The following is a 19,455-nucleotide window of genomic DNA, read 5'->3' as shown; positions in this document are numbered from 1 at the left end:
TGATGTGATTCGCGCGATATGATTCCCGCACGATTTGCGGGGGGCTGGGATGAAGCGCTTCGTTGCGGAGGCGGATCGTGGGCAGTCGACGTTGTTGCCCGAATGCCTCGACGATTTCATTGATGAGAGCAACCCTGTTCGGGTGATCGACGTGTTTGTCGATGCACTCGATTTGGCCGAGTTAAGCTTCGAGGGGGGAACCGGCGGCGACCGGGCGGCCGTCATACCATCCCTCGGTTCTCCTGAAGCTTTACATCTACGGCTATTTGAACCGGGTGCAGTCGAGAGTGACGACGCGCTGTAGCTTTCCGATAGCGCCAGCACCTTGTCCAAATTGAACGCCGGGCCCGGAATGCCGGGGACGCCCTGGGGACCGGCCGGGCCTTGCTGGCCTTGGGCCAGAAGGAGGTAGCCGAAAGGACAGCTTCAATTTTCCGGTCGTGGCCTATGAAATGGTCGACCGCGATCACATCGCGACAATCCAGTTCACCGACTTCAATGGTCGCGTGCGTGTCGTCGCCGAAAATCCAGACGGCTCATGGACCTATTTCCCGAGAGATCATAGCAAGTGGGTCTATGGCTGCTTCAACAACAACAGGATTGGTGATGGAACTGACGAGGACCATCCTGTTGGGCAGCCTGCTGCTGCTCGCCGCTAACGCCGCCGACGCCGCCGAGATGCCTTCGATGTTCCACGGCCGATGGTGCGGCGAGCGGCACATGATGAAGCACTGCGGGAAGGATGAGGAAGGCATCCAGATCACCCCGCGCGGGTTTCATTACGAGGCTGGAAACGACGCTGGGTGCAGACTTGTCGGGCTGAGGCCGCAATGGCCGACGACGCGGGCCGATGTCGAGTATCGCGCGATGTTCGTCTGCCGCGGCGAGAGACCGCCTAACCACCGGGAATACTACTGGATCGGGTTCTACGATGATGACCGCAACGAGGGTCTGTTCCTGCTGAAGTCCGACAAGACGTTCGGGAGGTCCAAATGAGGCGCTGATCGCGCTGCTGGTTCTGATCGCCTCCGGTGATGCGATGGCTCAGCAGCGCCAGTTCTACGATACCGCGGGGCGCAACGCTGGCCGCGCGATCACCGACACCCAAGGGACCACGACGCTATATGGACCGGACGGCCAAGGTCGTACAAGCAACACGCGCCGTCGGCGCAGATTGCACCCTCGCAGTTATTGCGCCTCATGCGCGAGTGCCGCGTCGTACTCGCACAGCAGATCGATGATGTGCTGCTCCTCAGGCTCGATCACTTCAGGCACCTGCCCCCGCCAGTTGATGGCAATGAAGCCTTCGGCCAGCTTACCGATATGTCGATCCCTGTGATGGAGCAGTCGCGCCAATGCCACGTCTTGCCCACTCAGGCGTTCCAATTCCGCCAGCAAGGTCGAAGACTGCTGTTCGGGCTCGGTCGATGCTGATGTCGCCACGGTCATAGGCCCTCCAGATGTCGTCAACTGCAGCGTTATTCTTAGCGGTTTTCCACTTCAAAGGGAATAGCTCGCACACCGGCTCCTACGTCGCCTACTGTCCGGCGCGCGCGATTAGGCCGATACTCTCGGCAAACTGACGCGTCGCATCGTTGACGAGGCCGTAGGTACCGGGAACCAAGCTATTATTGCTATGTTGCAATTCGCCGGGATCACCGAGACCAGTAGTAGGAATTCACATGTCAGCCCAGATCATCAAGTTATCCGACCGCAGGACGCGTCCTACGCCATCTTCGAGCTTGATAGACCTTCAGCTTTCGTTTTTCCTTACGTACGTTGAGATAAGCCTCGCGGCCTATCACTGGGTAGTTAACGCTGCCGAGCAAGGTTGGAAGGCGGTTTGTCTGTCACGATGATTGATTTTGATTTCAAGGTTGAACCTCAAGGGCAAAGAGCCGCATGGGGCCGGCGCAAGCTGAAGAATGATCAATAAGCGGGCCACCAACTGAGGCGGTCCTTACAGGTGCGGCGCCAGATAGTCGAGAACCTTGAAAAACCCGTAGAGGGCGAGAGCGGTTACAGCCACGAAAGCGATAACCATCGTCGCCCATTCGCGTTTCGAAAATAGATCGAAGTCGAACATGCGAGCCCCTTGCAGTGGGGGATACTATGCTCGTACCCGGCCAAGATGGGCCGCCAGTTGGCGCGGCTTTACAAAAGAAAAACGCCGCCCGCTTAAACGAAGCGCAGGCGGCGGCTTCCAGCCCCGGGAGGGAGATTGTAAATCCCGATACCGGTGTATTGATCGCATTTCAAAAGTGGAGCACGCGAAATATCCCAAAAGACCCCTCGCACTCCTTGACACGTCGCGCGCTGATGACCCTGCTCGAATCCGACGCGGTCTGCAATTATGTCACGAATACCGAGAAGGACACATAGGCACCTGCCGGTTGCGTTGGTCGTGCTGGGAAGCGGGTTTTCGGCCAACCCGCTTTGCTCATGCGAGCTTGCCGACGCCGCTGCCCAGTGCCCGGCGCGAGGACCTGGCGGGCGGGGTAAGTTCGACGACCGAAAGCTTCTAGCAGACGCCCGTGGTCTGCTGCATGACGCGCGCCAGTTCATCTTCAGAGAACTGTTTTCGGATCAACGGAAAGCCCTCCCGGCGTCGCTCTCAGCCCGACAGCTGCAATACCTTTAGCCCCGAGCGAAGACGCGTCGCTCGCTCGGCGAGTTCGTAACCGTCCATCCCCGGCGTGTATGTCGGTGAACCGAAGCTACTTGCTGAGATCGAATACCGAGCGAAGTCGGCCGAGGGGAAGGTGCGGCACCCGTTCTTCAAGGGGTTGCGCGAGGACCTGTAACGGCGCGGCGATCGGGGGCAAAATTTTTTCAGCCCCCTCTTGAAACCAAAACCGGCTTTGCTAATTTTTTTGTCGCCATCTGACGATGGTGTCCGGGCGCCTCATGGGCCCGGGCCAAGAGACGGGCACCGTGTCCGGTGCCGCTCGTAGACATCTTGCTCTTAGGAGGATTTGGCTATGCGCACCTACGATTTTGCCCCCCTCTGGCGCTCGACCATTGGTTTCGACCGCCTCTTCGACCTCGCAGAAACCGCTCAGCGGGCCAGCGAGGACAATTACCCGCCCTACAACATCGAACGGCTGGCGGAGGATCGCTATCAGATCTCGCTGGCGGTGGCGGGTTTCTCGCCCGACGATATCGTCATCACCGCCGAGCAGAACGTGGTGACGGTTGAAGGCAGCAAATCCGACAAGACCGAACGTGATTTCCTCTATCGCGGTATCTCGCACCGCGCCTTCAAGCGCCAATTCAGCCTCGCCGAATATGTCCAGGTGAAAAGCGCCGCATTCGACAACGGCTTGCTGACCATCGAACTCGTCCGCGAGATTCCGGAAGCCATGAAGCCGCGCCGGATTGCGATCGGCGATGCCTCGACCGGCAGCGTGCGGAAGCTGGAAGCCAAAGCCGCCGCCTAGTAGAGGCGCCATGGAGCCGCGCTGCAAGTCGTGCGGCTCCCATCCATTCGTCAATGAAAAGGAGAGGACCATGCGGCCGACGACCGCTGACGACAACGTTTTCGACTTCGACGCGCTGCTTCATCCCGGCACGGTCTTTGAGACACCCAAAGACGTTCTGGATCACCCTGCCCTGACGCTGGCCGAGAAGCGCGCAATCTTGGCATCATGGGCGTCCGACGCGTCCGCGATCGCCTCTTGCCCGTCGATGCGCGCACCTGCCGGCCTCAAGAAGCCGGTATCGATCGACGAGATCTTGGACGCGTTGCGCGCCCTGGACGGAGGTCCCCGAACGCCACCCGGTGGAAAACCTTCCCGTCTCCGTTCGACCGAACGTGCGGCCGCGTGAAGTTCGGAGCCTCAGATGACAACGGACGAAAAACTGGCGCGGCTTCGCGTCCATCGCAACAATGTCCACCGCTACCGCCGCCTGCTGAGCACTCGGCTCTCAGATCTTGAGCGCGAGTTCTTGATGAAGCGACTCTCGGAGGAGCAAATCGCTATTGATGCGCTATCGACGACGACTTTCCCATTTTCCTTGGATCTCGACGGTCCAACCCCCGGTGCAGCATCCAGGGTGGCTTAGCTTCAATGCTGGAGATTATGTTGATCGATCGCAATCGTCGTGGTTGGGAATGGCGAGTTTGCGACCACTCTGGCACTGTCCTGGATAAGGGCCGTGAAAGAACGCGAATGGCCGCGAGATATCGCGGCTATCAGGCGATGTTTCTATTGCTCGCAAGCGGAGCCCGATTAATCGATCCGGGGCCGTGGGCGCCATAAGATGAGCTTACGGCTCCTCCCCGGCAATGGCCGAAAGCGGCGGGCCTGCAACAATATCCTCTGGCCGGCCCGGGGCGGCCGGGTAGGCGCCACTCCCTGACGGACTCCGTTTCCGTAATTGGCCCCTTAGCGTCGTCACGGCAACGATGACGACGTGTTGAATTCACGGGGCATCAGACGTGGTCGGCAAGTCCGGCCCAGCATCCAGGGATATCCCTCCGTTATCGCGATTGCCGCAATGGGCTTCATGTCGCGCGGCACTCCTCATCGGTACTTTGTTCTGAGTCCTCAGGGCGCATTCCGCGGATGATCCAGCTCAGTGCGAATTGGTCCTTTGGCAGGATTTCGGGAAACCCCTCGGCCTCACGCCCTCGGCCGTCCGAACCACGGTTAGCAGCTGCTTTTTGTAGGCATATCCGGAAGGGGAACCTGGGCTTGCTGCCCGCCGTTATGCAATTCGTCTGCGGATCGCCTGGCTCAGGGCACGCCCCTGAAATATTAAGAAATCAATATGCTCAAAGAGACAAAGGGGGATCGATGACGTTACGGGCTACGCCATCGGTCGACCGCATGTCCGTCCTTGACACCCTGAGCGATTTCATCCGTCGGATCGACGATCCCGATGCTCTTGCGTATGCCGCGGCTGAACTTCTCGGAAGCAGCCTGGGGGTCAGCAGGGCCGGCTACGGTACGGTCGATACATCGGCCGAAACGATCACCATAAGCCGTGACTGGAATGCGCCGGGCATATCGAGCCTGGCGGGCGTTCTTCGCTTCCGCGACTACGGTAGCTACATCGTGGATCTGAAGCGCGGTGAGACGGTCATCTGTGCGGATGCGGAGAAGGACCCTCGTATCGGCGAGCGTGCCGATGCTCTTGAAGCAATATCGGCTCGCGCCCTGGTCAACATGCCAATCTCCGAGTCCGACGGTGTTGTGGCACTCCTGTACTTGAACAACGCGGAGCCACGGGAGTGGACCGCAGAAGAACTCGAACTGGTGCGCGAAGTTGCCGAGCGAACCCGCACAGCTGTGGAACGTCGTCGGGCCGAGGTCGCTGTCAGGGGAAACGAGGCTCGCCTGACGTTTCTAGATGCCCTCAACAGGGAAACCGCCAAAACCAGAGACGCAGACGGCGTTTTAGCTGTGACGACTAGGATGCTTGGCGAACATCTGATGGTATCGAGCTGTGCCTACGCCGATATGGATCCGGACGAGGACGGCTTTACCATTCGGGGAGATTGGGCGGCACCAGGGGCAATGCACATTCTTGGGCACTATAGCCTGGCCGATTTCGGTCAAAAGGCCGTAACCGAGCTCGGAGCGGGCCGCCCCCTGGTCATCAATGACAATTTGAAAGAGATTGCGCCCGAAGAAGCGGCTACGTTCCAGAACATTGGAATCGGCGCTACCATTTGCATGCCCTTCGTGAAGGAAGGACGGCTAACAGCTTTGATGGCGATCCATCATCGGCAAGCGCACCGGTGGAGCAAGCGGGAACTCGCATTGCTTACAGAGGTGACCGAACGCTCGTGGGCGCACATCGAACGTGTACGGTCGGAGCAGGCAGCCCGGGAAGCGGCAGAGCGACTCGGCCTCGCCAACAAGGCTGCCGGCATAGGCACTTGGGACTATGATCCGGTCAATGACGTTCTGCGATGGGACGATCGTTGCAAAGAATTGTTCGGCTTGTCGCCTCAGGCGGAAATAAGTTACGAAGGCGCGTTCCTGAAGGGCTTGCATCCGGACGACAGGCAACGTGCGCACGAAGCGGTCTCTGAAGCACTCGAGCCGACGTCTCCCAAGCCTTATAACATCGAATACCGAACCATAGGTGTCGAGGATGGAACCGAGCGCTGGATCGCGGCGACCGGCGAGGCGATCTTTTCGGGAGGAAAGGCCGTCCGCTTCATCGGCACCGTTCTGGACATCAGTGCGCAGAAGAAATCCGAGCGCCATCTGCGCATACTGAACGACACCGGGGCTTCCGTGGCCCGCGAACGAGATCTCGAGAAGATAGTTCAGACCGTAACCGATGCCGGCGTCGAGCTCTCGGGGGCTCAATTCGGCGCCTTCTTCTACAACGTCCTTACACCGGACGGTGGAAGCTATATGCTTTATTCGTTGTCTGGCGTACCACGATCGGCATTCGAAAACTTCCCTATGCCACGCAATACGGCGGTCTTCGAGCCGACGTTCTTGGGTACGGGCGTGGTGCGATCAGACGACATCCTGAAAGATCCGCGCTATGGCAAAAATGCTCCGCGAAAAGGAATGCCGGAAGGTCACCTTCCCGTCAGGTCATATCTGGCGGTACCCGTAATTTCACGTTCGGGCGAAGTACTTGGCGGACTTTTCTTCGGTCACGCTGAGCCAAGGAAGTTTCAAATCGAGCACGAAACCACACTTCTGGGCATCGCCGGCCACGCCGCCACTGCGATCGACAACGCGCGTCTTCTGATGCGACTGGAGTCCCTCAATGCCGATTTGGAGCGACGCGTAGCCGAGGAGATATCGGAACGTATGAAGGCCGAGGAGCAGCTCCGGCAGTCTCAGAAGATGGAAGCTGTCGGTCAATTGACGGGCGGGATTGCTCACGACTTCAACAACATGCTGGCCGTGATCATCGGCAGTCTGAATCTTGCCAAACGACGACTGGGCAAGGGAGAAATCGACGTGGACCGCTTCATCGAGGGAGCCATAGATGGTGCAAATCGGGCAGCCACACTGACTCAGCGCCTACTGGCGTTTTCACGCCAACAGCCGCTTGCGCCCGAGGTCATGGACCTCAACAAGATGGTCGGCGGGATGAGCGAGCTGCTCGACCGATCGCTGGGAGAACTCGTCCGTCTCGAGATGGTTCTGGCGGCCGGAGTTTGGCGAGTCAAAGCTGACCCCGCTCAGCTGGAAAGTGTCGTGCTAAATCTCGCAGTGAATGCGCGTGACGCCATGCCGAGGGGCGGCAAGCTGACGATCGAAACAAGCAATTCGTCTATAGACCAGAAGTATGCGCGTGAATACGCGCTGACGCCCGGTCAATATGTCCTGCTTGCCGTCACTGACAATGGCGTTGGAATGCCTGAAAACGTGCTTGGTAAAGCATTTGACCCATTCTTCACGACGAAGGCGGTGGGCAAGGGCACCGGCCTAGGTCTCAGCCAAGTCTACGGCTTCGTGCGGCAGTCGGGCGGTCACGTAAAGTTATATTCCGAAGTGGGAGTAGGAACGACGGTCAAAGTCTATCTTCCGCGCTTTTTCGGCGTCGAGGAGACATCGGGTGCGCCCGAGCCGAAGGCGAACATCGGCGCGAGCCTGCACAAAGAGACCATCCTCGTCGTGGAAGATGATGACCGGGTTCGCAATATCTCGTCGGAAAGCCTGCGTGACCTGGGCTATACGGTCGTCGAGGCGGCAGGTGCTAAAGAGGCGATCAGAAAGATCGACGACGGACTCGTCCCGGATCTGCTCTTTACGGACGTGGTCATGCCCGACACGACAGGCGCCGAATTGGCGAGCCGGGTCTTAGAGCGATTGCCCGGGTTGAAGGTGCTGTTCACGACCGGCTATACGCGCAACGCCATCGTCCACAATGGCATGCTCGATGCCGGCAGACACTTGATTTCCAAGCCATTCAATATCGAAGACCTAGCGGCGAAGGTCCGCGGACTGCTCGATGAGATCTAGGTCCAATGCTGGTCTGTCCGACTTCGCGAATCGCGCTGCTACGTTTGTTTGTTCAGTTCGGCGTAAGCTCTCTGGTGCATCGGCTTGATAGCACACTCCAGAGACATGTCTGGAGCAAGAGCTCGTGCAGAAGTGGTCCGACTCAGAGACCGCCCCCTGCCTTTGACCCGACTTCTTGCAGCACGGTAAAGCTCACTACCGGGACCAGCTGTGATTGAGCAGACTCCAAGCCCTTTCGGGGCCCCCGCCTCCTCCATGCCGCTCGGAGGGCAAGCCTGACGTTCGCTGAACAACGCCTCTGGAAGCTTTGCGAAACTGACGGACCTCGCCTCGAACTCGTCCGATTAAACCGGAAGAAACGCGGCCGGCTCAGACAGGTTCCTATCGCTCCGGAAATAAGCTTCAGGCGGCTGCATTGGTTGCCGCTACACTTTCTGATAGCCTAGAGCGATGTCGCTTCTGAACTTCAGCCTGCCTGCCCGGACACCCGCTCTCTTTGCGTCTTTCCTATCACTCGACCAGACCGTCCTCGACGCGCTGCCGATCGGCGTATATGCCTGCGATATTGAGGGAAGGATCGTGAGGGTCAATGAGCGGGCGATCCAGCTTTGGGGACGCGCTCCGAAGCTGCTCGATCCCGAGCAGAAGTTCTGTGGCTCGTTCTGGCTCGAGACCCTGCAAGGCGATTTCATTTCGCCCCACGAAACGCCGATGGCGCGGGCCGTACTGGCGGGGGAGAGCTTCGAAGGCGCCGAGGCCGTGGTGCGAAATCCCGACGGACGGCGATGGGTGGCGCGCGTCAATGTTGCGCCCATGCGCGACGCTGGCGGCCAGGTCGTCGGAGGGATCAATTGCTTCCTGGACGTCACGCATGAGCACGACATGCGGCTGGCACTAGAGCGTCAGCAGCGTACCTTCGATCTCGCGATGGTCGCTTCGAAGATGGGCACGTGGCGCTACAGCATGGCAGACAACGTCTGTGTCTACGATGAGAACGCCCAGCGGCTCTATGGTCTGACTGAGGCGCGCTTCCTCCACGACACGGCCGGCGTTGAAGCCAAGTTCCATCCGGACGACATGGATCTGATGTGGGCCCGCGTCGCCAGAGCGATCGATCCCGAAAGCGACGGACGCTATGAGGTTGAGTACCGGGTGAAGCAGACTGACGGGAGCTGGCGCTGGCTGAGTGCCTGGGGCCTCGTGGAGTTCGAAGGGCGCGGCGCCGAGCGCCAACCCGTCGCCATCGCCGGCGCGAGCCGCGATCTGACTGAATTGAAGAAGTCCGAGGAGTTGCAGCGCCTGCTCACCAACGAGCTGAATCACCGCGTCAAAAACAGCCTTGCCACCGTGCAATCGATCGTCAATCAGACGCTTCGGGACGCGACGAATGTGCAGGCGGCCCGCAGGACGATCGACGCACGCATCGTTGTCCTCGCCGGAGCACACGATCTGCTCACTGCCCGCAGTTGGAAGGGCGCCGATATCGCCGATCTCGCTGCGGGGGCGGTCGCGCCCTTCGCCACGGATCAGATCCTTACCGAGGGGCCTTCCCTGGATGTTTCCCCCGGCCAGGCTCTGGCACTCTCGCTGGCGCTGCACGAGCTTGCCACCAACGCCGTAAAATACGGAGCGCTCTCACGGCCCTCGGGCCGGGTCGAGCTTCGCTGGCGTGTGCAGGAGGAGATGCTCAATCTGAGCTGGCGCGAAAGCGGCGGCCCGCAGGTTTCTCCGCCGACTCGCCGCGGGTTCGGCAGCCGCCTGATCGAACATGCAAGCCGCGACGTGAACGGGAAAATCCGGCTCGACTTCGCGCCGGAGGGGCTTGTCTGCTCGATCACCGCCGCGCTTGAGGCGATCGAGACACGACCGCAGACGGCCGTTTGATGTTGCTGGTCTGACTTACACGGCGAAGCTTGGCTCTGCCGACAGACGCGTCGGTAAAACACCTATAATGTGGCACCATCACAAAACTCGTCGAGCTCGATGTCAACGGTCGCGGGCTTCTGCGCCATCCAACACTTGTGCCCCTCCGCATCGACCTCATAAACCTGATAGCTTGGCATGCCTCCCTTTCTCCCTGCGTCCTCGCTGAAGCGCTGTTCTGCCCAGAACGACGGAGCCCGATCCTTAACATTTGTGCGCTGGATGAGAAGTGCCCAGAAAGTTAGCCTATGGACAGGAACGAAAATCGCTCACGAAGCGTTCTGCGTTCATTGGGTAGGAACTCATTCTTGAGCAAACAATCAGACAGATTGAGGGAGCAAGCTTTTCGGGCGGAGCGGCTCTCCAACACCGTCAGCGACATGTCGGCATCCCGTACCTTACGGTCCCTTGCCGAGCAATACCTGCGCAGGCCGACGAGCTCGAACAGGCAGAGATGTCAGGCCAGGCGGCTCCGCAAGCGACCCAAATTGCCGCTTCCAAAGGGTAGTTAGGCGAGTCTACCTCTTAGGATGACTGGCGACATCGTTGTGGTGATGCCAAAGGTTATTCAGTGATGGACCTAAAGCAGATTTATCGCGACTATATCGACTGCCTGAATGAGCAAGCTTGGTCGCGCTTGGGCACGTTCGTCGCCGGCGACATCGCCCACAATAGCAATCCCCTCGGCCTGGCGGGTTATCGAAAAATGCTCGAACAGGATTACGCGGCAATTCCCGACCTTCGCTTCAACGTGGAAATGATGATTAGTGAGTATCCCCACCTAGGAAGCCGGCTACGGTTCGATTGCTCTCCAGCAGGCGTCTTTCTCGGCTTGCCGGTAAACGGCAGGCGAGTTTCCTTTCACGAGAACGTTTTCTATGAATTCGATAACAACAAGATAATGCGCGTTCGATCGGTTATCGATAAGGCGGCCTTGGAGGCGCAACTGTAGACAGTTGGCGTCAAGCGGCTAGCGCTCACACCGCCGAGTCTCGAGCACGCCGCGCAATCACCCTAAATACGAAATGTCCTTCGCTCGCGACGCGAGCTCACCCTCCACTTTGTCGAATTCGGTTGATTGCGCTCGATGAAAGCCGCGAGCTCATCCGCGACATCTCAGAGAGGGCTTTCTGCTGGGACGACGGGTCCTTGCGAGTAGGAGCAATGTGCCCTGCCCGATCTAGAACTTTGATCGACAGATCGGCTCGGACACGGGCGCTAATGCTTGTGTCTTGGAGGAGCGACTTCGCAACTCGATAAGCAAGCGGGGCACCTACGACTGCAAGGTCAAGCTGTATCGATTCCGAGATCGCAGCCGCGACCGCTGGCAGTCGCATTGTCTTATAAACCGATACTTGGGGTGATATCCGGCGAGGTCGGCCGCTTCTTCAAGCTTCTTCCCGTCGTTGACGATTAGGCGCACCAGCGTCCGCTGCTGTTCGCTGAGGTCGTAAGCTTCAATCCACGGCATCCTAAGCCCCTTAGTTTTCACGGGATGCGTTGGCGGCCGCGATAAGACGACACTAGTCAATGTTGTACTGCGGCACGTTCGGGTTCTTTACAGCCCGCTCCAGCAGGAGCTGCCACGTTCGGATCGAACCGAGCCATGTGCATGATCTCGTCCGCGTTCTGGTTGTTCGAAGGAAGCTGCTCGAGAAGCAACTTAAACCGCTTGATCAAGCCTCCGCCGGCGAGATCGCCCTTGAAGTGGCGAACGACCTGTTATTCGGCGCATGGTTTGCCCCCCGATCGGCGCCCAAGGCTGACCCCGCCCAACACCATCGAAACCCTTGAACCATCACAAGCCGATGGGGGTCAAAGTTCGGCGCTTATTTACAGTCCGGTGCGCAAGGTTTCCGGTCCCACGGGTGCCTAGCGCCGACTCGCCACCCAGATCCCAAGCAGGAACGCCACAAACAGGGATTGCAGCGGCGCCTTCAAAGTCATCTCGCGCAACTGTTCGGCCCAGCGCATCGCGGCATCATGCGAATGCGACGGGCGACGGCTCGCATCCGCCTGGCGGCTCGACCTCGCTAAGGAAGCCTGCTCCATGCCGCCGTCATCATTCGTCAGCCCGGAGGCTTCCGTCATTGCCGAGGTTTCTTTCATATCCATGCGGTCCTCCTACGATAGCGTCGGAGCAACCGATCTCCCGACGGCTCGTTCCTACGCGGACTTCCGCCGCGTCCCGGCCCCCGGCTTCTTGGCGGCCGCCTCCTTCGCCGACTTCTTGCCGGCGATCGGCATCAACATCTCCTTCTGAACTGCCGAGGTCTCTTTGGCCTTCTTGGCCGACTTTTTTGGAACCTTGGCTACGGCTGCGGCGCCCCCGACGCTTTTCCGCCGCGTCCATCAGATCGACGACGTTTTCGCCGCGCGGACGCTCCTTCGGAGTGATCGGCTTGCCGGCGTGCTTCTGATTGATGAGCTTGATCAGAGCCGTTTCGTAGTGGTCCTCGAATTTCTCGGGATCGAACGTGCCGGACTTCTGGTTGACAATGTGCTTTGCGAGATCGAGCATATCCTTGGTGACTTTGACGTCTTGGATCTCGTCAAAATACTCCTGCTCCGATCGCACTTCGTACGGGTAGCGCAGCAGCGTACCGACGAGACCCTTCTCCAACGGCTCGAGCGCGATAATGTGCTCGCGGTTGGTGAGAACCACGCGGCCTCGCGACCTTGTCCATCTCCCTGATGGTCTCCCTGATCACCGCGAAGGCGTCGTGACCGACCTTGCCGTCGGGACGCAGGTAGTACGGACGGATCAGATAGCGCGGGTCGATGTCGGCCGTGTCGACGAACTCGTCGATCTCGATGGTCCGCGTCGACTCCAGCGCCAGCTACTCGAGCTCCTCCTTGGTGACCTCGATGTACTGTCCTTTGTCGAGTTCGTAGCCCTTGACGATGTGCTCGTTCGCGACCTCGTCACCGGTATCGGCGTCGACCTTCACGTACTTGATCCGGTGACCGGTCGCTCGATTGAGTTGATTGAACGAGATCTTTTCGGATTCCGATGTCGCCGGGTAGAGAGCCACCGGACAGGTGACGAGCGACAGACGCAAGAAGCCTTTCCAGTTGGCTCTCGGGGCCATGGTACGCAGAACTCCAGTTCGGGACGGCTAGACTTGCTTAGGTTGAGTTCTTCACATTTGACCCTACTCGAACTCCGCCCATAATTCGCATTTACGCGGCGCGTTCCTCCTTGTCTGACTGCCCCTCGACAGTGGTCGTGGTTTCTTCCAACCCCTTTTCGTAGTTGCCCGCGAACCTCTCGATGCTGTTGGCCCACATCCTCAGCATTGAGACCTGAAAGTGCATAAACGGCTTCAAGGCATTCATGCCGGTTGTTGTCACTGCGGTGATGCTCCGTTGTGAGTCGCGCGCGAAGCGGTTTGCGTTAGCTGTCTTGTCTGCCATGCTGTTCGCTCCTTAGCTCTAGTGTTATGGCCTAAAGCTACGTGTCAGATTGTGCATTGCGTGATGCTGAAAACTCGGCCAAAACTTGATCTGCCGCGAGTCTCGCACATCGGTCGTCATGCAATTCGTCGAGTTTTCTCAAATAGGCGACTGCCGCTATTTGCAAGCGATCGAAATCATCTTCGCCGGTATTACGAAGATGAGCGACGTAGCGATAGAGGGCGGAACACCTGTCGTCGTTCTCGCTGATGCCACTGTGGAGCAGCAAGTAGTTCCGCCACGCGAACGCGCACGCACCATCTACGGCCTGAGATGTCATGGGCGTCTCCCAAAGTCAGAGAAACACTGACGATGCCTTTCGTTCCGCGAATCTCACAGATGTAACGTTGTTCCGTAGTTGCGCCGCAAGATGGATTCCACGGGGCAATGTCGATCGTTGCACAGAACGGTCAATGCGATTGGCTGTTCGAAAAAGCGTCGAGCTGGGCTGGCCGCCTTGCAAGTAGCTGCTTTGCCCGAATGAGCCTGCATATGTTCCCTAGAAAAGAAGATTTGGGAACATGCCACCTTTGCTCATGGGGGCCCTTAACCGACCTCGGCATCGGCACCAATGTCCGCTTTGCGCGCGACAAGCTTCCGCCCCAATGAAACGCGTCGTAGCCCAAAGCTTACCCCTGAGCTAAAAGTGCGAATTGGGTGGTGCGTCCCGACGGGTTTTGAACGGCCGACCTCCGCCATGTCACAGCGGCGCTGCTACCAACTGAGCTGCGGACGCGGGTCGGTATCGACGCTCTGACGCGTACGTCGCTGGCGTTTACCCCAGCGGCCGATCTCCGGCTCTGCCCCTTCCAATTCACATATTGCCGCTCGTCCTCGCAGTTCAGGCACGAGGCAGGTGGATTTCCGCTGTCTGAAATCGGGCGCCGCAGGTTTCGCGGGTCCAGAGAGGCATGGCCATGATCCAGGAGAAGCAAGGGGCACCCACGAGATGACGCCGTAACCATCCCATCGCAGGGGCGGAGGAACCACCGCGATTGGCCCTTATTATCCTCTGGTCCGCCCCCGCGCCAATTGGCTGGCCATGTCATCGCGTCTTGTCAGCCCTGCGTGTACGGGACCACATTCTGTCGGAAGTCGTTCAGCGTCTCGATGGCATCGCGCTCCCCTCCCCGCCTCTGGCCCCTCTACGCAGTCAACTTCTTCATGGCCGACATGCAGTCGGGCATCGGACCGTTCGTCGGCGTGTTCCTCCAGGAGCGCGGCTGGGCGACCGGACTGATCGGCACCGCGCTGACGATCGGCAATGTCGCCGGCATGCTGGTCACAACGCCGATCGGCGGCTTCATCGATTCGAGCCGCAACAAGCGCCTGTGGGTCGTCATTCCCGGCATCTGCGTGGTGCTTGCGTCCGCGATCATCCTGATCTCGCAACATTTCTGGGCGGTCACGTTGTCGCAAGTAGCGCAATCGCTCGCGAGCGCTGCGATCGTGCCGGCGGTCACAGGCATCACGCTCGGCATCGCCAGGCAAAAGGGCTTCAATGCGTTGAACGGCCGCAACCAGGCCTTCAACCACGCCGGCAACATGGTGGGCGCGGCGCTGTCGGGCTATCTCGGCTACAAGTTCGGCTACGTCGCCGTGTTCGTGCTTGCGGCGGTATTCGGCGCCATCGCGATAGCCTGCGTGCTGATGATCCCGGACAACTCCATCGACGATCGCCAGGCCCGCGGCAGCAAGGAAGACGAGAGCAAGAACCCGCCGGATGGCATGTCCGTCCTCCTCAAGCACACGCCGCTACTGGTGCTGGCGTTTGCGCTTGCCATCTTCCATCTCGGCAATGCAGCGATCGTGCCGCTCTATGGACTTGCAGCGGTCGCCGAAGGCCAGGCCAACGGACCGAGCTTTGTTGCGACCACCGTGGTGATCGCCCAGGGGGTTATGGTGGTGACCTCGCTGATCGCCATGCAGGTCGCGGGAAAGCGCAACTACTGGCCGGTGATCCTCATCTCCTTCATGTTTCTGCCGATCCGCGGCGTGCTCGCCTTCTTCGTAACGGGATGGTGGGGGGTGATTCCGACGCAGGTGCTGGACGGCATCGGCACCGGGCTGCAGACCGTCGCCGTGCCTGGCATGGTGGCGCGCTCGCTTGACGGCACCGGCCGCATCAATCTCGGCCAGGGCGCCGTCATCACCGTGCAGGGCGTCGGCGCAAGCCTGAGCCCCGCGCTTGGCGGCTGGATCGCGCAGTGGATCGGCTACGGCCCGACCTTCTTGCTGCTGGGCGGCTTCGGGCTCGCATCGATCGGGCTGTGGCTGGCGTTCGGTGCCGCAGTGAAGAAGTATTGAGGCACGCGGCCGGCCGAAGATTACGGCGCGAATTGCTTTTGCGATCCCGGCACACCAAGCTGCGGCACCTTTGGCAGAAGACCAGCCATGCGCCGAAGTCTCGCCGGTACCAATGGCGGCGACCACGGCGGTCGAGATCAGAGGGCCGACGCCCGGAATGCTCTTGAGGCGACGGCAGTCAGTTTCCTTCTCACCGATCTGGTCAATCTCGCCGGAAAGGCTCTCGACCCGTTCATCGAGAGATATCCAGTCTTCGTACAAGCCAGCAATCAGGCCGCGCATTCGTGGCGATATCTCATCCTGACGGCTCTCCAGGATCGCCAATGAGCGCGAGGGCGCGAAATGCCACTGTTCCCCAGCGATACGTGAGTTGGTTCAGGCGCCCTTCATATTCGGCCCGCTAAACTGGCGGACTGGGATTTGAGACCATCGAAATAAGCGCCGCCAGGACAATGTATTTTGAGCCTGGCGGCGTTCAATTTTAAGGCCAATGAGAAGCCCGCCCGCTGAACCGGCGCATACGAAGAGGCTGCCAATTGAGGGCTTCTTTATTTTGGCGCCGTTTCACCGATCAGATCGAATAACCGCGTTCAACGTACGACTCATGTACCGGGCGCGCGCCGGATTGGGTTATCCCGCCCGGAGGCGGTTTTCGGCGGTGCACACATTGGCGAAAGCTCGATTCTTCCCAATTCCGTTGGCTCCATCAGGACGCTTGTGCCGTCAATCTTGCGGCCGGGTGCAATCAATCTCGTGCGCCATAAGAACCACAGAGACCTAGAGCTGCGCCCGTTCGATACGAAAGTGAACTAGCGGCGTCGTGCACAACCTCCCCACGTGCCGCCGCCTCCAATGCGTTGCGCTGTGATTTGGTAAGAGTCGATCGGCCAACCCCGCTCACGATTTGACTCCGAAGCATCGCCCCGATGGGCTCACCAGGTGTGGGCCCGCCAGCGTGAACCGGCGGGCCATGATCGCTAGCTAGCCAGAGCCGAAGCGCAATGTTGTCGCCGCGATCGAGACAGTGGCGAAGCAACTCGGCAACACGCCTGCCATCTGCCGCAGGAGCTACGTACACAGAGGTCTTGACTGCCTACATGTCCGGCGAATTCGTCGATATGATCGAAGCGAAAATAGCTTAAAAATTCAAGAAGCAGTACGCGCAACTGACGCCCATCATGGTTCTGGCCTTTCTACACATGCGCCTGGCGGCGTTGAAGGCGGCAGATTCAGAATCTTAGAGGACGGCTGCGAGATAATTCGCTGTCCGGCTCCGCGATTTCTTCGCGACCTGCGACGGCGTGCCTGAGGCTACTATCCGACCCCCTTCGTCGCCGGCACCGGGCCCGATATCGATGATCCAGTCGCTGGCGGCAGCCACCGTCATGTCGTGCTCGACCACGATGACCGTATTGCCGGCCTCAACGAGGCCGTGCAGTTGCCTCATCAATTTGGTGACGTCCGACGGATGAAGTCCAGTCGTCGGTTCATCCAAAACGTAGAGTGTCTGACCACGTTGCGCCCGTTGCAGCTCGGTGGCGAGCTTGACCCGCTGCGCCTCACCTCCTGACAGTTCGGTCGCCGACTGGCCGAGCCGGACATACCCGAGCCCGACGTCGCGAAGCACGCCCAGACAACGACGTAGAAAATCCTCACTACTGAAGAACTCGAACGCTTCGTCCACAGTCAACGCCAGCACGTCAGCGATTGATTTGTTCCGGATCTTGACCTCCAACGTTTTGGCGTTGTACCGCGCGCCTTTGCAAGTCGGACAGGGAGCGTAAACGCTCGGCAGGAAGAGAAGCTCGACACAGACGAAGCCTTCCCCTTGGCACGTCTCGCAACGGCCTTTCGCTACATTGAAGGAGAACCTGCCCGCGTCATAGCGCCTTGCACGCGACTGTTTGGTTGAGGCGAATATCTTGCGAACATGATCCAGCAGGCCGGTGTAAGTCGCGAGATTCGATCTCGGCGTACGGCCGATCGGCTTCTGGTCCACGACTACCAATCGCTTGATGTCATCGAGGCCTTCCGCAATCTCGCCACCTAAGGTTTCGACCGGAGTCTCTAGCTTGTCGTCCTCGTCGCCCGCCTCTTTGCGCTGGCCCAGTTCGTCGCCCACGGCATCGACAAGAAACTGACTAATGAGGCTCGACTTGCCGGATCCCGAAATCCCCGTGACGCTCGTAAACACGCCGAGCGGAATTTCCGTGTCTAGCCGATTGAGATTGTTGCGCGTGACACCGCGAAGCTTGAGCCATCCGCGGGGGTCTCGTGGAGCCCTTGCCACCCTCTCGTGCTGGCCACAGAGGTAAGGTCGCGTCCGAGACGCTTCCACGTCTTTCAGTCCTGCCAGGGGACCGCTGTACATAATACGCCCTCCCTGCGCGCCTGCGTCGGGGCCGACGTCGACGATCCAATCGGCGTGCCGCACCACGTCGAGCTCGTGTTCGACGACGAAGAGCGAGTTGCCGGCCGACTTCAGGCGGTCGAGAGCGCGCAACAAGGCTTCCGTGTCCGCCGGATGCAGTCCCGCAGAGGGCTCATCCAGGACATAGACCACTCCGAACAGATTAGAGCGGACCTGCGTCGCCAATCGAAGCCGCTGTAGCTCGCCTGGCGACAGCGTCGGCGTGCTGCGTTCGGGCGTCAAATAGCCAAGACCGAGATCAAGTAGCACTTCAAGGCGTGCCGACATGTCCTCCGTTATCCGTTGCACCACGAGAGCCTTCCCAGGATGGCCGACGAATTGATTCCTTTTCTTGTCGAGATGCCCGCCCAGCAACAAGCGGAGCTGGTTCAACGGCAGTCGCGAAACCTCGGCAATGTCCATTCCGGCGAAAGTGACGGACAGCGGTTCGGGTTTAAGCCGCTTCCCCTTGCAGACTGGGCAATTTGAGCTCGACAGAAATTGCGCCACCCGGCGTTTCATCATAGCGCTCTGCGTCGTGGCGAACGTCTGCAGCACGTATTTGCGCGCGCCGGTAAAAGTACCTTGATAGCTCGGCTCCTCCTTCCGCTTCAGCGCCCGCCTCGTCTCAGCAGGCGTGTAACCGGCGTAGACCGGCACCGTCGGCTGCTCGTCAGTAAACAGGATCCAGTCCCGATCTTTCTTCGGCAATTCGCGCCACGGCCTGTCAACATCGTAGCCGAGGGTAACGAGAATATCGCGCAGGTTCTGGCCTTGCCACGCGCTTGGCCACGCGGCTATGGCCCGCTCTCGGATGGTCAGCGTATCGTCGGGAACGAGCTGGCGTTCGTCGACAGCATGGACGCGGCCAATGCCATGGCAATTGAGACAAGCGCCCTCGGGCGTGTTGGGCGAGAACGACTCCGCATATAGCAACGGTTGATGCTGCGGATAGTCGCCGGCGCGCGAGTACAGCATCCGCAGCAGATTGGACAGGGTCGTCACGCTGCCGACTGATGACCTTGTCGTCGGCGAGCCTCGCTGTTGCTGCAAGGCGACTGCGGGGGGAAGCCCCTCGATCGAGTCTACTTCGGGCACTGCCATTTGGTGGAAAAGGCGGCGGGCGTACGGTGAGACCGATTCCAAGTAACGCAGCTGGGCCTCTGCGTACAAGGTCCCGAAGGCGAGCGACGACTTCCCGGATCCGGATACGCCCGTGAACACCACGAGCGCATTTCGGGGCATCTCGAGCGAAACGTCCTTCAGATTGTGCTCGCGGGCTCCGCGGACGCGGACGAAACCGTCGTCTGTATGGATATTCTGCTCGCCCATATCGCCGATCAGCGACTTGTCCATCGTACGGTTCCTCGCCACTCGCGGAAACGCTGTGGCCGTCTCGAAGAGGAAAGTCTC

Annotated in this window: 17 protein-coding genes and 4 pseudogenes; 13 read left to right on the top strand and 8 right to left on the bottom strand. The window is 59.6% G+C overall.

Going from position 1 to position 19,455, the window contains the following annotated elements; genetic code table 11:
* Window positions 1-49 precede the first annotated feature (49 nt).
* The 3 genes and pseudogenes from AB7535_RS40550 to AB7535_RS40540 form a co-directional block, all read left to right on the top strand.
* Window positions 50-284, top strand: a pseudogene (locus AB7535_RS40550) (IS5/IS1182 family transposase); the annotation flags it as partial.
* A 156-nt stretch (window positions 285-440) separates the two neighbouring features.
* A complete protein-coding gene (locus AB7535_RS40545) occupies window positions 441-659 on the top strand; it encodes a hypothetical protein (protein ID WP_439037701.1) in 219 nt (72 codons plus the stop codon).
* A complete protein-coding gene (locus AB7535_RS40540) occupies window positions 631-996 on the top strand; it encodes a hypothetical protein (RefSeq protein ID WP_439034342.1) in 366 nt (121 codons plus the stop codon). Before AB7535_RS40545 ends, AB7535_RS40540 begins: the two co-directional genes overlap by 29 nt.
* A 192-nt stretch (window positions 997-1,188) precedes the next feature.
* Here AB7535_RS40540 and AB7535_RS40535 read toward each other — a convergent pair whose 3' ends face one another.
* Window positions 1,189-1,449, bottom strand: a complete 261-nt coding sequence (locus tag AB7535_RS40535; RefSeq protein WP_354134883.1) for a hypothetical protein — start codon at window positions 1,447-1,449, stop codon at window positions 1,189-1,191.
* 511 nt (window positions 1,450-1,960) lie between these two features.
* Window positions 1,961-2,086 carry a hypothetical protein gene (locus AB7535_RS40530; RefSeq protein WP_439037700.1) on the bottom strand — a complete coding sequence of 42 codons (126 nt, stop codon included), beginning with the start codon at window positions 2,084-2,086 and terminating at the stop codon, window positions 1,961-1,963.
* A 26-nt stretch (window positions 2,087-2,112) separates the two neighbouring features.
* Here AB7535_RS40530 and AB7535_RS40525 point away from each other — a divergent pair, with 26 nt between their 5' ends.
* The 8 genes and pseudogenes from AB7535_RS40525 (at window position 2,113) to AB7535_RS40490 (ending at window position 10,821) form a co-directional block, all read left to right on the top strand.
* A complete protein-coding gene (locus tag AB7535_RS40525) occupies window positions 2,113-2,382 on the top strand; it encodes a hypothetical protein (protein ID WP_354134885.1) in 270 nt (89 codons plus the stop codon).
* A 311-nt stretch (window positions 2,383-2,693) separates the two neighbouring features.
* Window positions 2,694-2,804 (top strand): annotated as a pseudogene (locus AB7535_RS40520) (DNA ligase); the annotation flags it as partial.
* Window positions 2,805-2,981: 177 nt separating this feature from the next.
* The gene (hspD, locus tag AB7535_RS40515) at window positions 2,982-3,440 is read left to right on the top strand and encodes a small heat shock protein HspD (protein ID WP_166096484.1); all 459 of its coding nucleotides are present in this window, start codon (window positions 2,982-2,984) and stop codon (window positions 3,438-3,440) included.
* 70 nt (window positions 3,441-3,510) lie between these two features.
* Window positions 3,511-3,828: a hypothetical protein gene (locus AB7535_RS40510; RefSeq protein WP_439037699.1), complete on the top strand. Its 318-nt coding sequence runs from the start codon at window positions 3,511-3,513 to the stop codon at window positions 3,826-3,828.
* A gap of 15 nt (window positions 3,829-3,843) precedes the next feature.
* Window positions 3,844-4,065 (top strand): hypothetical protein, encoded by a 222-nt coding sequence (locus AB7535_RS40505; RefSeq protein ID WP_354134887.1) that lies wholly within the window; start codon window positions 3,844-3,846, stop codon window positions 4,063-4,065.
* Between the two features lie 767 nt (window positions 4,066-4,832).
* Window positions 4,833-7,946 (top strand): GAF domain-containing protein, encoded by a 3,114-nt coding sequence (locus tag AB7535_RS40500; RefSeq protein ID WP_439037698.1) that lies wholly within the window; start codon window positions 4,833-4,835, stop codon window positions 7,944-7,946.
* A 450-nt stretch (window positions 7,947-8,396) separates the two neighbouring features.
* The gene (locus AB7535_RS40495; RefSeq protein WP_439037697.1) at window positions 8,397-9,830 is read left to right on the top strand and encodes an HWE histidine kinase domain-containing protein; all 1,434 of its coding nucleotides are present in this window, start codon (window positions 8,397-8,399) and stop codon (window positions 9,828-9,830) included.
* Window positions 9,831-10,443: 613 nt separating this feature from the next.
* On the top strand, window positions 10,444-10,821 hold the full coding sequence (locus AB7535_RS40490; RefSeq protein ID WP_439037696.1) for an ester cyclase: 378 nt from the start codon (window positions 10,444-10,446) through the stop codon (window positions 10,819-10,821).
* A 920-nt stretch (window positions 10,822-11,741) separates the two neighbouring features.
* Here the strand turns inward: AB7535_RS40490 and AB7535_RS40485 are convergent.
* From AB7535_RS40485 to AB7535_RS40465, 5 genes and pseudogenes are all read right to left on the bottom strand, one after another.
* On the bottom strand, window positions 11,742-11,960 hold the full coding sequence (locus AB7535_RS40485) for a hypothetical protein (RefSeq protein WP_439035728.1): 219 nt from the start codon (window positions 11,958-11,960) through the stop codon (window positions 11,742-11,744).
* A gap of 75 nt (window positions 11,961-12,035) precedes the next feature.
* Window positions 12,036-12,961, bottom strand: a pseudogene (ku, locus tag AB7535_RS40480) (non-homologous end joining protein Ku).
* A gap of 91 nt (window positions 12,962-13,052) precedes the next feature.
* Entirely contained in the window at window positions 13,053-13,286 is a 234-nt protein-coding gene (locus AB7535_RS40475) for a hypothetical protein (protein WP_354134911.1), read from the bottom strand.
* 37 nt (window positions 13,287-13,323) lie between these two features.
* Window positions 13,324-13,605: a hypothetical protein gene (locus tag AB7535_RS40470; RefSeq protein ID WP_439037695.1), complete on the bottom strand. Its 282-nt coding sequence runs from the start codon at window positions 13,603-13,605 to the stop codon at window positions 13,324-13,326.
* Between the two features lie 517 nt (window positions 13,606-14,122).
* Window positions 14,123-14,238 (bottom strand): annotated as a pseudogene (locus tag AB7535_RS40465) (MBL fold metallo-hydrolase); the annotation flags it as partial.
* A 197-nt stretch (window positions 14,239-14,435) separates the two neighbouring features.
* Here AB7535_RS40465 and AB7535_RS40460 point away from each other — a divergent pair.
* The gene (locus tag AB7535_RS40460; protein WP_354134910.1) at window positions 14,436-15,632 is read left to right on the top strand and encodes an MFS transporter; all 1,197 of its coding nucleotides are present in this window, start codon (window positions 14,436-14,438) and stop codon (window positions 15,630-15,632) included.
* 87 nt (window positions 15,633-15,719) lie between these two features.
* Window positions 15,720-15,959: a hypothetical protein gene (locus AB7535_RS40455; protein ID WP_439034339.1), complete on the top strand. Its 240-nt coding sequence runs from the start codon at window positions 15,720-15,722 to the stop codon at window positions 15,957-15,959.
* Between the two features lie 910 nt (window positions 15,960-16,869).
* Here the strand turns inward: AB7535_RS40455 and AB7535_RS40450 are convergent.
* Window positions 16,870-19,398: an excinuclease ABC subunit A gene (locus AB7535_RS40450; protein ID WP_439037694.1), complete on the bottom strand. Its 2,529-nt coding sequence runs from the start codon at window positions 19,396-19,398 to the stop codon at window positions 16,870-16,872.
* Window positions 19,399-19,455: the final 57 nt, after the last annotated feature.

Source organism: Bradyrhizobium sp. 956_D2_N1_4, assembly GCF_052076025.1.
GTDB lineage: Bacteria > Pseudomonadota > Alphaproteobacteria > Rhizobiales > Xanthobacteraceae > Bradyrhizobium > Bradyrhizobium barranii.
The sequence above is the reverse complement of the archived record's forward strand: the minus strand, read 5'-3'. Positions and strand labels throughout refer to the sequence as shown.